Here is a 12,769-nt window from a genome sequence, read left to right on the forward strand (position 1 = left end):
CTTTGGCCCTGGGCGCCAGGCCAACCCCCGGCCAGGGTGAAGGAAGAACCCGAACCCCTTCGGAGGCCACGCGTGAGCATCCCCTTCCTGCTGACCACCCTCGCGGTCGTGGCCAGTCCCGGCCCCGGCGTCGTCTACACCCTCGCCGCCGGCCTGGCTCACGGCCGCCGCGCGGGTGTGGTCGCGGCGGCCGCCTGCACACTCGGCATCGTCCCGCACCTCGCCCTGAGCATCACGGGCCTCGCCGCCCTGCTGCACGGCAGCGGCCCGCTCTACGCACTGGTGAAGTACCTCGGTGTCGGCTACCTGCTGTTCATGGCGTGGGCGATGCTCCGCGACAAGGAGGCGCTGACGTTCGAGGACAGCGCCGAGCCGCGCCCGGTCTCCCGCGTGGTCGTCTCCGCCGTGCTGACGAACCTGCTCAACCCCAAACTCACCCTGTTCTTCGTGGCGTTCCTGCCTCAGTTCGTGCCGCGGGACGACCCAGGTTCGACCGGCACGATGCTGGAACTCGGCGGCGTGTTCATGGCCGTGTCCCTGGTCGTCTTCACCGCGTACGGGCTGGGCGCGGCCAAGGTGCGGGGCCGCCTGCTCGCCCGACCGCAGATCGTGACCGGCTTCCGCCGCACCTTCGCCCTCTGCTTCGTCGCCCTGAGCGCCCGGCTGGCGGTGGCCTGACCATGAGCGCGACCACGACCCCGGGAACGGCCGGGACCACTCTCCGCTTCCGCCACGCGGACGCCCTCCGCGCCGACTTCCCCGAACTGGCCGCGGCCGTCCTCTTCGCCGACGGCGTCGACGCCACCGCCGACGTCGGTCCGGGCGTCGCCCTCCACACCGCCCGCGCGAAGGCCCGGCTGGCCACCGCGAACGAGAGCGAGTTCCCCGAAGTCGCCGCCTGGCGGCGGGCGTTCTCGCGTATGGGTCTCAAGCCGACGCAGTACCGGTGCGCCGCGGAGTCGCTGCTGCGCAGGCTCCGGAAGCACGGTGAACTCCCCCGCATCCACCCGGTGGTGGACCTGTGCAACGCCCTCTCCGTCGCCTACGCCGTGCCGGTCGCCGCTCTGGACGCCGACCGCATCGCCGGGCCGCTCCTCGAAGTGCGGTACGCCCGTGGCGACGAGCTGTACACACCGTTCGGCGGCGGGACCGAGCATCCCGCGCCCGGCGAGGTGACGTTCGTCGACGGCGCGGGACGGGCGCACGCGCGCCGCTGGACCAGCCGCCAGAGCGGGTACTCGGCGGTCGGGCCGCACACCCGCCGCATCCTCGTGGTGGCCGAGGCCCTGCACGACGGCGGCGCCAGGGTCGTGCCCGAACTGATGACGGCGCTCGCGCGGGAACTGACCGCCCACTGGCCGGTCGAGATCATCGGCCCTCACCTCACGTCGCCCTCGCCCGCCGAGCCGGGCGACGGCCGTCCCGCGTGACACCATGGGCCCCGGCGGAGGGGGGCCGGGAACCATGAAGACGTCGGGCGGCGCCTCAGACGGAATCGGGCGCGGAAACGCCAGGGCCCCGCGCCCCGAGCCGGAACCCGCCCCCTACGGCTCGGACTTCCTGCAGCTCGACGCCGCCGACGCCCCCGTCGGCGGCAAGTCCGACTGGCTCACCGAACGTCTGCGTCAGGCGATCGCCGACGGCCGGCTGCCCGTCGGCAGCAGGCTCCCACCCACCCGGGTGCTCGCCGCCGAACTGCGCGTCTCCCGCGGCGTGGTGACCGAGGCCTACCAGCGGCTCACGGAGGACGGCCACGTCGAGGGACGCCGCCGCGCCGGCACGGTGGTCGTCGCCGCGCCCCTGACCGCGTCTCTCGCCGCATCCCTGACCGCCTCCCCTGCCGCGTGCCCGGTCCCGGCCCCCGCCGGATCCCCCGCGGCACGGCCGGCCGAGCCCGCCCGGTCCGCGGCGGCACCCGGCGCCCACCCCGTCACCCCGCCCCTGTTCCCCGCCACGCCCGCCCCCGACGTCTTCGACGCCCTGCGCGCCGCCCCGGCCCGCATCGACCTCACCCCCGGTCTGCCCGACCTGGCCGCGTTCCCGCGTACGGCGTGGCTCCAGGCCGAACGGGCCGTGCTCTCCGACCTGTCGGCGGCCGACCTCGGCTACGGCGATCCCCGGGGCGCCCCGCGACTGCGGAGTGCCGTCGCCGACTGGCTCGCCCGCAGCCGCGGCATCCGCGTGACCCCGGACGAGGTGCTGGTGGTGGCCGGTACCGCCCAGGCCCTCACGCTGCTGCACCCGGTGCTGCGGGCGGACGGCGTCGAGAGCGTCGCCGTCGAGGACCCCGGCTCGCTCGGCACCCGCCAGCACCTGGTCAACGGCGGCCTGGCCACCCCGCCGGTGCCGGTCGACCAGGACGGCGTACGCGTCGACGCGCTGCACGCCACCGGCGCCCGCGCGGTCCTGCTCACCCCCGCCCACCAGTTCCCGACCGGCGTGGTGACCAGCGGGGAGCGCCGCCGCGAACTGCTGCGCTGGGCGGCGGGCGCAGGGGACGGCGGGCGGGCCGGTTCACAGAGCGGCGGGCGGCTGATCATCGAGGACGACTACGACGCCGAGCACCGCTACGACCGGCCGCCGGTTCCCGCGCTGCGTGCCCTGCTGGCCGACCGCGTCTGCTACTTGGGCAGCATCTCCAAACTCCTCGCGCCCGCGCTGCGGATCGGCTGGATGGTGCCGCCGCCGCACTACCGCGACGCCCTGGCCGGCGCGAAACGCTTCACGGACCTGGGCAACGCCGTGCTGCCCCAACTGGTGCTCGCCCGGCTGATGGCGTCCGGCGAGCTGGAGCGGCACCTGCGGATGCTGCGCGGGCGCCACCGGCGCCGCCGGGACGCGATGGCGGCGGCGATCGCCGAGCACCTGCCGGGCGCGGTCACGCACGGCGCGGCCGCCGGACTCCATCTGACCGTCACCTACCCCGCACTGGACGTGCCCGACACCGAGCTCGCGGCCGCCGCGCTGGCCCGGGGGGTCAAGTGCCAGCCGCTGTCCTGGCACCGCCAGGTGCCCGGCCGCCCCGGTCTGGTCCTCGGCTACGCGGCCACCCCGCCGGGCGCCGTCGCCGAGGGGGTCGCCGCCCTCGGCGAGGCCCTGCGCGCGCTCTCCTGACGTCCGGGGCCCGGGCCGGCCCCCGGCGACGAGGTGGTGGCCGTCGTCGTCCACCACGACCCGTACACGTCGCGTTCCCTGCCGCACGCGTGGGAGCGGTGGAACACCGGGGTGCGGCTGGACGTGCTGGACATCCCGCGCCGGTCGCCGGTGCAGCCGGCGGTGGCGTACGCGCAGGAGGCGGCACGCGACGGCCGCCAGGTGGCGGTGCCGATCCCGGAGGTCGAGCCGCGCAGCCGCCGCTGGACCTTCCTGCAGAGCCGGCGGGGCATTTGCCGGCCACGGTGCTGCGGGTCCGCACGGACGTGGCGGTGTGCCTGCTTCCGCACCGCCTCGATCTCCAGCCCGCCGCCCCGCCCGATGCCCGGCCCGACGCCTGATGCCCGATGCCTGATGCCTGATGGCCGCGGCGCCCCGCCTTCGCCCGCGTTCGCGGTGGAGTGTCGGTGGGCCGGTCCACACTGGGAGCATGAAGCTTCCGCGTATGGAGTGCCCGGACTGCGGACGGCCGATCGCCGCCGGCCCGGTCGCCGGGCGCGTCAGCAAGGGCCGGCTGTGGCGGCACGATCCGCCGGGCCAGGCGCGCACGCCGGGCGGCCCTCTGGTGTCGTGCGGCGGGTCGCTGCGGCTCGTCGACCTGCCCGGCCGTAACCGGCAGTTGGAGATCGCCGTCCCCACAACCGCAGGGCCGGCCGCCGAGGACCGTGACCCGGCGCTGTTCTGAGTCCGGTGCCTGACCACGCCTTGCCGATCGTCGCGCGCGTGCGCACCTGACCGCCCGTCACCGCGTCTTCACCCGGACGCCCCCCGCCGTACAACCATAGGGCCGCGACGGCGGTCCAACCCCGCACAGACAGCCACCTCCCCCACACGAACCGCCATGGGCGGTGTGTTGTCGTGCCCGAATTCCGCTACGGCCGGGAGTCGTTCGGCCGTACGAGCCCAGGGGGGGCTTGTTCCATGCCAGCATCTTCGCCCGCGTCTCCGTCCGCGTCCCTGTCCGCGTCCCCGTCCGCCGCCGGCGGCCGTGCTCCCGGGGCCGGGCGGACCCGGAGGCTGCGGCTGCTCGCCACCGCCTGCGCCGCCGTCGCGCTGTCGGTGACCGCCGCGCTGCCCGCCGTCGCGGACACCCCGTCGGCACCCCCGGCGCCGGTCACGGCCGCGAGCGCCGGCGCCACGGCCGGCCACACGGCGGCCGGTTCCCCGTCGCTGGTCCGCCCGAACGTCCCGGGCGGCAGCGTCACGCAGGACGCCGTCCCGCTCGTGATCGGCGGCACGAGGCCGGTGACGACCACGTTCACCGCCACGCTCCCGGCGGGCGCGCACGGCCCGGTCTCCGCGATCATGGCGTTCGGCGAGGACCAGATGCCGCCCGCCGGGGGCTACACCTGGCGCATCGCGGCCGGACTCGCCAGCACCTGCTCGGTCAACGACGGCCCGTTCGTGCCGTGCGACTGGCGCGGCGGATCGCCCGGCGAGGAGCCGGTCGGGCCCTACGACGAGTACCTGCGCCTGATCCTGCCCACCGTGGAGGCGGCGCCCACGATCACCTACCGGATCCGCATCGCCTCCGACCCCTACGGGGTGGCCGGCGAGCGGCTCACCGGCTTCCTGCTGGTCAGCGACGCCGACGGCGGCGCGCTCGCCGACGGCGGGGCCGCGATCCAGTTCCGGACGGCCGCCGACTCGCCCTACTACCGGCCGGCGCTGTACGCCGTGGACGGCTCGGGCGTGATGTGGCGGTACGACGGGACCGCTCCCGGCAGCGCGGCGCCGTTCCAGCCGCGGGCCAGGGTCGGCGCCGGCTGGGGCGTCTACACCGCGATCACGCCGCTGATCGGCACCACGGCCGCCGGCAGCGGCGACGTCGTGGCCCGCGACAGCGCGGGCGTGCTCTGGTACTACCGGCAGTCCGGCAACCCCGCGCAGCCGTTCCAGCCGCGGGTGCGGGTCGGCGCCGGCTGGAACATCTACACCGCGATCGCCGGCACCGGCGGCGGCACGCTGGACGAGCTGGCCGACCAGCGGTCGGGCGACCTGGTGGCCCGCGACAGCGGCGGCGTGCTGTGGCTCTACCGCGCCACCGGCGACCCGGCGGCGCCGTTCGCGCCGCGCGTCCGGGTCGGTTCGGGCTGGAACGCGTACAGCTCGATCACCACCAGCCAGGACGGTGTGATCGCCCGCGAACCCTCCGGGGTCGTGTGGCGGTACAACCGCCACCACACCGACACCGGCAGCGAGCCGTTCGCGGCGCGCGAGCAGGTGAACGAGGGCTGGAACATCTACACGGCCCTGAGCGGCGCGGGCGCCGACGGCCAGCTCCTGCTGGGCCGGGACGCGGCCGGGAAGCTGTGGTCCCTGAACCCCGTCGGCTCGAACCGCACCCTGGTCGGCGGCGGCTGGAACATCTACAGCAGGTTGTTCTGATGCGCGCCCGGCCCGGGACCGGCGCCACCGCGACGGCGCCCACCACCGCCACCACGTCAGGGGGGACTTCCACAGCCATGACCGCACGTATGACACCACGCCCGAACGAAGCCACGACCGCCCCGGCAAGCGCACGCACGAGCGTCCGTGCCGGGCGCGGCACCACGCGCCGCCCGCGCGCGGCGTCCCGGATGCGGCTGCTCGCCGCCTCCGCTGCCGCGGCCCTCGCCCTGCCACTGGCGGCCGCGCTCCCCGCCGGGGCCGCGACGCCGCACGCGACACCCGGGGTGTTCATCTGGCAGGGCGCGGTGCCGACGCTGTACGGCGGCGCCGACCCGGCCGCCGACTCCTACCAGGTCCAACTGCCGTCCAGCGTGCAGGGTCCGGTCTCCGCGGTCCTGGCCTTCGCGCCGAACCAGTTCCCGAGCGGCACCGGCACCGCGGCCGTGGCCGCCCACCTGCACTCCACCTGCGCGGTCGGTGACGGCCCGTACCAGCCCTGCGCGTGGCAGGGCGGACCGTCGGACCGCGCCGACCTGAACGGCTTCCTGCGGCTGCAACTGCCCACCACCGACGCCGCCGCGTCCCTCCTGTACCGCGTGCGGATCGCGGCGGACGCCGGCACGCTGCCCGCCGACCGGCTGGTGGGCGGCTGGATGGAGCTGTCGGGCGCGGACGGCACCGTGATCGGCGACGGCGTCTCGGAGTTCGGGTACTCGGGCGGCCTGCCCCCCGCCGACCGCCGCGGACAGCTGTACGCCGTGGACACCGCGGGCGTCCTGTGGCGGTACGAGAGCACCGGCAACTCGTCGGTGCCGCTGCGGCCGCGCGTGAAGATCGGCCGCGGGTGGGACGCCTACGACGCGATCACCCCGCTCGGCAGCACCACCGCCGACGGCTCGGGCGACGTGGTGGCCCGCGACAGGAACGGCGTCCTCTGGTACTACCAGGCGTCCTGGAACAGCGCGGAGCCGTTCAGGCCGCGGGTGCGGATCGGCGCCGGCTGGGACATCTACACGTCCGTCGTGGGCACCGGAACCCGGGTCGCCTTCCCCGGGCAGGGGGACGGACTGGTCGCCCGCGACAAGCAGGGGGTGCTCTGGTACTACCAGCGCTCGCAGTCGGGCGACCGGGGGTTCGAGCCCCGGGTCCGCGTCGGGGCGGGCTGGAACGTCTACAACGCCCTGTCCACGTACGGCAACGGCATCGTGGCGCGCACCACGGACGGGCACCTGCGCTCCTACACGCGGTCGTCGGTCTGGGAGGGCCCGGTCTTCCAGGCCCCGGTCGACGCGGGCGGGTCCGGGTGGAGCGGCTACACCGCGTTCGCACCGCTGGCCGTGAGCGGCACCGACCCCGACGCGCTGGCGGCCCGTGACGCGTCGGGCCGGCTGTGGCTGCTCTCGGACCAGGCGGGCACCCCGCAGATCCCGGCCGACCCGCATCTCGTCGGCGGCGGCTGGAACATCTACACCAAGCTGTTCTGACGTTCCGGGGCGGCGTCGCCCCGGAACGCGAGGAAGCCCTACCCCCGCCGGGGGTAGGGCTTCCTGCCGTCTTTCCGCGGACGGTGGACCGGCCGGCTCAGACGAGGGTGTTGTACGTGTTCCAGCCGGAACCGATCCGCGAACGGGCCGCGAACGGAGCCGACGCGCTGCCCGTACCGCGGTACAGCCACAGCACACCGCCGGCGTCACGCGCCACCAGATCGGCCTTGCCGTCACCGGTCACGTCCCCGACCGCCGTCAGCATGCCGTAGATGTTCCAGCCCGCGCCGACCCGCGTCCGCGCCGCGAACGGAGCCGACGCGCTGCCCGTACCGCGGTACAGCCACAGCACACCGCCGGCGTCACGCGCCACCAGATCGGCCTTGCCGTCACCCGTCACGTCACCGACGCCGGTCATCGTGCCGTAGACGCCCCAGCCCGCACCGACCCGCGTCCGCGCCGCGAACGGAGCCGACGCGCTGCCCGTACCGCGGTACAGCCACAGCACACCGCCGGCGTCACGCGCCACCAGATCGGCCCTGCCGTCACCCGTCACGTCACCGACGCCGGTCATCGTGCCGTAGACGCCCCAGCCCGCGCCCACACGGACCCGGGGGGCCAGCGGGGTGGTGGTGTTGCCGGTCCCGGCGTAGTACCAGAGGACGCCGGAGGTGTCCCGGGCGACGAGGTCGGCGTGGGCGGTGGCCGTCCGGGTGGACAGCGAGATCAGCGCGTTGTAGATCTGCCAGCCGCCGCCGACCTTCTGCCGCGCCTGGAAGGGCGCCGCGGCGTTCCCGGTGGTCCGGTACTGCCACAGCGTGCCGGTGGTGTCCCGCGCGAGGAACGGCGGGGCGGCGGCGGTCGGCGGAGTGGTGGGCGGCACGTCGCTGACGACCACCCCGCTGACCTTGTGCGCGTCGGAGTTGACGCCCGTCCCGGCGGACAGGGCGAGGAGCGCGGTCGGCGGCAGGGCCTGCGTGCTGTCCATCACCTGCGTGCCGTCGATCCGGACGTACAGGTGTCCGCCGGTGCTCTCGATGTCCACCTGGTGGGTGCCCTGGCGCAGGGCGGTGGCCAGGGAGGCCTTGGACGTGTAGGTGATGTTCGGGGAACCGGCGGTGCTGGTGCCCACGGCCACGTAGTTCTGCATGCCCGTGGCGGCGCTCCAGCCGGTGCCGAGCGCGACGACCACGCCCTGCTGACCGGCGATGCCGAGTCCGGTGCCCGAACCGCCCAGTGCGGAACCGGTGTTCTGGGCCGGGTCGAGCAGCGCATAGGCGATGCCGTAACCGCCGGTGCCAGGACCGAACTTCGCGGTGAAGGTCGCGCGCAGACCGTCGGTGGGCAGCGGCTTGGTGTAGACCACCGAGCCCGCCTGGTCGCCGGGGCTGGCCGGCGTCAGCTGGACGCTGCCGTCGTCGCTGACCGCGGCGGTGCCGTTGGCGTGCCAGGAGCCGTCGGCGACCGTGGTGGTCGCCGGGGTGCCCGTGCCGGTGCCCGAGACGGGGACGAACTGCGCGCCCTGCCCGGCGTCTCCGGTGACCTCATAGAAGGCGCCGCTCTGCGCGGTGGTGGACCGCGGGGTGAAGGTGACGCTCTGCACGGTGCTCTGCTCGGGGCCGATGACCAGGCCCTCGGACAGCTGCACCGCGCTGCCGAAGTCACCCGCGGGCGCCTTGGCCTTGGTCACGGTCACCGGCAGGTTGCCGGTGTTGTTGATCGTGAACGTCAGCGTCTTGGAGCTGCCGATCGGCACCTTGCCGAAGTCCAGGGAACTCGGCGAGAACTCCAGGTGCCCCTGGCCGGTGACCGCCGAGCCCCCGACCGGCACCTTCAGGGCGTGCGACTGGCCGGCGCTGCTGCTGTTGACGACCAGGGCGTCGCTGTCCGACTTGGAGCCGGCGACGGGCGCGTAGGCGACCGTGGCGACGAAGGATCCGCCGGCGGGCACGACCGTGCCGGCGGCCGGCAGTCCGGTGGCGGAGAACGCCCCGGCCGGTGCGGTCACCGAGTCGACGGTCTCCGCGTCGGTGCCGGTGTTGGTGATCTGCAGGTTCAGCGTCGAGACGGAACCGGTGGGCACCTCGCCGAAGTCCAGCGAACCGGGCGCCGCCCCGAGTCCGGGCCGGGTGCCGACGCCGTGGAGGGCGAAGACGAGCTTCTCGCCGTCCGACAGGTTGGCGGTGAGCATCCCGCTGATGCCGCCCGTGGTCTTGGGCGTGAAGCTCAGCGGCACGTCCAGGGTGGCCCCGGACGCCAGCAGGGTGGGCTGCCCGGCCGACGGCAGCGAGTGCGCGGTGACCGCGAACGCGCCCGAGGCGGTGAGCCCGGTGATGCCCAGGTCCTTGGTGGCGGTCAGGGTCATCGTGCCGGTGCCGCTGGCGCCGACCCCGACCTGGCCGAAGTCGACCGGGGCGGCGGTCAGCGCGGTGGTGGCCGGGCTGCCGAAGCCGTAGAGGACGCCGTCCCGGGTCCCGACGTACACCACGCCCTTGTCGGCCGTGGGCGTGCTGAACTTGGTGGCGGTGCCGACCGGCGCCGACCACAGCAGTTGCAGCAGCCCGTCGCCGTCGGGGACGGGGCTGTACGCGCGCAGCGTGCCGCCCCCGCCCGAGGCGTCGTTCGCGGAGACCACCCAGATCAGGCCGGTGGAGTCGTCGGTGCCGTTGGAGGTGACCAGGGGCGAGCCGCTGGTGTAGCCGAAGGAGTCCTGGCTGCGTCCGGTGAAGGTGAGCGCCGGGTTGCCGTTGTTGACGCCGTACGCCAGCGCCCGCAGCGGGCCGTTGTTGCCGACCAGGTAGACGTAGCCGCCGTCGCCGCCCCAGAACGCGGGGTGGCCCCACAGCCCCTGGTAGGGACCGCTCGTGCTCACGACCGCGTTGCCGCCGCCGGGCGCCTGGCTCATGCCGCCGAGGTTGTCGCGGTCGAGCAGGAACACCCGGCCGTCCTTGCCCTGCTGGACCATCAGGTGCGGGTGCGCGGCGGTGCCGAAGCCGTCGGGCAGGGCCATCGGCGCGCCCGAGGAGATGTCCTGGTCCTGGAGGTCCAGGCTCGCCGCGTTGCTGGGGCTGAAGAAGTCGGCGGTGCTCAGGCTCTTGTCGGCGTTGACCTGCAGCCGCACGACGGACTCGGCCAGGCTGCCCTGGACGGTGGTGCCGGGGCCCGGGGCCGGGCTGATGCCGTTGCCGGTGCTGAAGAAGATCCGGCCCGGTCCGTCGGAGACGAGACCGCCGCCGGACTGCCAGATGCCCGCGCCGGCGACGGAGTCACCGGTCTCGGAGGCCCACATCGAGGTGACCTTGTGCTCGGCGACACCGACGCCGACCACGTAGCCCCGGTACGGGACCACGTCGCAGTGCGCGCCGAAGCCCGCGTAGACGACGCCGTCCATCAGCAGCAGGCCGGGGCGCTGCTGCTCGTAGTAGGGGTCGAAGGTGATGTTCGCGGCGTTGCCGGGCTTGCCGCTGATGGTGACCGGCCAGCCGTCGCGTTCGGTTCCGGTGGACGGGTCCACGGCGTGCATCAGCCACGTGGGGTGGCGGTGCGTGGCGGTGCCGTCGTCGACCTTGGTGGTGAAGTACACGGCGTTCGTCGCCGGGTCGTACACGGGCGTCGCGGACGCGCCGATCGAGGGCGTCAGGTCCCCGCAGCCGATCGCGGCGGCGGGGAACGCCGGCCCGAAGTTCCGCTGCCAGTCGATGTGACCGGTCCTGCGGTCGAGGCCGTACGCGGTGTTGTTCTCGGTGACGGCGATGACCTCGTCGCCCACCGTGAGCGGCTGGGCGTAGATCTGCCCGTCCAGCTGGGTGGCGAAGAGCTGCCCGAAGGCGGAGGACTGCACGACGGCGGGCGAGAGCCCGGACTCGCCGGCGTCCCAGTTGGTGCGCAGGTTGTCGACGCCCTGGGTGATCTGGTCGGCCTGCGCGGCCGATCCCCCCACCACGCTGAGCGTGGCCCCGATCACCGCGGTGCCGACGACGGTCGCGGCCGCGGCACGCATGCTGCGCCACACGCGCGAGGCGCGGGGTGTGCGGTTCTGCCGGCCATGACGCCGTCTGCGGCGGTCATGGCTCGACAGCATGGATTGTCCGGCCAACGCCGGCCCCCCTCCGGAAGTCCGCCGCGGCAGATCGGCCTGCGGCGGTGGGACAAGTCCCCAAGTCTGCGGGAATGTTCATATCATCCGGACACTCGCCCCCGCACCGTTCGGCGGGAGTCGGTCCGGTCACGCGGAACCGGCGGCGACCGGGTGCGGACACGCGCCGGGATTCTGTCATCCGTGCTGGTCGGCGACCGTGAACTCGTCGGGCGGAGCGGCCGGCTGGAACCAGCTCGCGGTCCCCCCGCCGTCGTCCGCCCCAGGGGCCCACGCGGGCCGCGGGCCGGGTTCCGTCGCCGCTTCCTCGTCCGGGACCTCGTCGAGCACCTTGAACACCCAGGTCCGGTAGGACCAGAAGCGGAACGCGGTGGCCACGCCGACGCCGACGAACTTGAAGACGTTGCTCTGCAACCGGCCGTCCCAGCCGAGCCCGTAGGTCGCGGCGTAGAGAACGGAGTTCTCGATGACCAGACCGACGAGGCTGAAGCCGAAGAACAGCGCGAGCTCCCGGGCGCGGCTGCCGCCGTCCCGGTCCCGGTAGGTGAAGAACCGGAAGCCCACGTAGTTGCAGACGATGGAGATGAACGTGGCCAGCACGCTGGCCCGGACGGTCTGCAGGCCCCAGTAACGCTGGATCGCGTTGAAGGCCAGCAGGTTGACCACGACGCCCGCCAGACCGACCACGCCGAACTTCGCGATCTCCCGGTAGAAGTGGCCCAGCCGCGACGGGAGTGCGTGCCGGCCGCTCACGAGCGGCGGTTGCGCAGACGAAGGCGCACCGGCATCACGGCGGACTCGACCTGCGTCGACATGCTCATCTTGGAGACGCCCTCGGTGCGCTCCTCGAAGTGGATGGGGATCTCGACCGCGCTGTGACCCCGGCGCACGGCCAGGAACTTCAGCTCCACCTGGAAGCTGTAGCCGGCGCTGGTCAGCGAGTCGAGGCCGATGTCGCGCAGCGTCTGCGCCGGCCACAGGTTGAAGCCGGCCGTGATGTCCCGGATCCGGGTGTCCAGCACCGCGCGGGCGTAGCGGTTGGCGAACCGCGACAGCAGCTGCCGGTGCTTGCCCCACTCCGTGTCCAGCGAGCCGCCGTCCACGTAGCGGCTGCCGACCACGAAGCCCGCGCCCGTCGACAGGGCGGTGCCCAGCATCTGCGGGACGGCGGACGCCGGGTGGCTGCCGTCGGCGTCCATCTGGACGACGAACTCGGCGCCGTCGTCGAGGGCCGCCTGCATCCCGGCCGCGTAGGCGCGGCCGAGACCGTCCTTCTCGGTGCGGTGCAGGACGCTCATCCGGCGGCGGCCGTCCCAGAGGTACTTCTCCGCCAGTTCCTCGGCGAGCCGGCCGGTGCCGTCCGGGCTGGAGTCGTCCACGATCTTCAGGTGCAGGCCCGGCAGCGGCAGGCTCATCACGATCTCGGTCATGCGCGGGAGGTTGGCGGCCTCGTTGTAGGTCGGCATGACGATGGTCAGCGGTCTCTGGGCCCAGGTCGGCGGCAGCTCCACGAGCGGGCGCCGAACGGCCGGAGTGGGAACGTGCATGGTCTCTCCTCAGGGTCTCCTGCGCCCTCGTGAGCCGGTTCGTGACGAACGGCGGGTTCAGCCGGTGGGCAGGGTCGTGGGTCAGGTGGAGCGGGACG

9 protein-coding genes and 1 pseudogene are annotated in these 12,769 nt (G+C 74.2%); 7 read left to right on the forward strand and 3 right to left on the reverse strand.

All coding sequences use genetic code 11. The features are described from left to right. The first annotated feature begins 72 nt into the window (after positions 1-72). The 7 genes and pseudogenes from K7862_RS19430 (at position 73) to K7862_RS19455 (ending at position 7,028) form a co-directional block, all read left to right on the forward strand. A complete protein-coding gene (locus K7862_RS19430; RefSeq protein ID WP_222964179.1) occupies positions 73-678 on the forward strand; it encodes a LysE family translocator in 606 nt (201 codons plus the stop codon). A gap of 2 nt (positions 679-680) precedes the next feature. Beyond that, entirely contained in the window at positions 681-1,430 is a 750-nt protein-coding gene (locus K7862_RS19435; protein WP_222964181.1) for a B3/B4 domain-containing protein, read from the forward strand. 34 nt (positions 1,431-1,464) lie between these two features. Then, positions 1,465-3,114, forward strand: coding sequence for a MocR-like pyridoxine biosynthesis transcription factor PdxR (gene pdxR, locus K7862_RS19440; protein ID WP_222964183.1), 1,650 nt, complete (start codon positions 1,465-1,467; stop codon positions 3,112-3,114). A 36-nt stretch (positions 3,115-3,150) separates the two neighbouring features. Beyond that, positions 3,151-3,324 (forward strand): annotated as a pseudogene (locus K7862_RS38615) (amino acid permease); the annotation flags it as partial. A 259-nt stretch (positions 3,325-3,583) separates the two neighbouring features. Then, on the forward strand, positions 3,584-3,838 hold the full coding sequence (locus K7862_RS19445; protein WP_222964185.1) for a hypothetical protein: 255 nt from the start codon (positions 3,584-3,586) through the stop codon (positions 3,836-3,838). A gap of 236 nt (positions 3,839-4,074) precedes the next feature. Continuing rightward, positions 4,075-5,541 (forward strand): tachylectin-related carbohydrate-binding protein, encoded by a 1,467-nt coding sequence (locus K7862_RS19450; RefSeq protein ID WP_222964187.1) that lies wholly within the window; start codon positions 4,075-4,077, stop codon positions 5,539-5,541. An 89-nt stretch (positions 5,542-5,630) separates the two neighbouring features. Beyond that, on the forward strand, positions 5,631-7,028 hold the full coding sequence (locus K7862_RS19455) for a hypothetical protein (RefSeq protein WP_222964188.1): 1,398 nt from the start codon (positions 5,631-5,633) through the stop codon (positions 7,026-7,028). Positions 7,029-7,125: 97 nt separating this feature from the next. On the opposite strand, the gene K7862_RS19460 is transcribed toward K7862_RS19455, so the two are convergent. The 3 genes from K7862_RS19460 to K7862_RS19470 form a co-directional block, all read right to left on the reverse strand. After that, complete coding sequence (locus K7862_RS19460; protein WP_222964190.1) at positions 7,126-11,028, reverse strand: Ig-like domain-containing protein; 3,903 nt, start codon at positions 11,026-11,028, stop codon at positions 7,126-7,128. A 273-nt stretch (positions 11,029-11,301) separates the two neighbouring features. Beyond that, on the reverse strand, positions 11,302-11,877 hold the full coding sequence (locus K7862_RS19465; RefSeq protein ID WP_222964192.1) for a GtrA family protein: 576 nt from the start codon (positions 11,875-11,877) through the stop codon (positions 11,302-11,304). Next, a complete protein-coding gene (locus K7862_RS19470) occupies positions 11,874-12,590 on the reverse strand; it encodes a polyprenol monophosphomannose synthase (protein ID WP_262413452.1) in 717 nt (238 codons plus the stop codon). The genes K7862_RS19465 and K7862_RS19470 overlap by 4 nt, the downstream gene beginning before the upstream one ends. Positions 12,591-12,769: the final 179 nt, after the last annotated feature.

Source organism: Actinacidiphila acidipaludis (assembly GCF_019890725.1).
In the GTDB taxonomy this organism is placed as follows: domain Bacteria; phylum Actinomycetota; class Actinomycetes; order Streptomycetales; family Streptomycetaceae; genus Actinacidiphila; species Actinacidiphila acidipaludis.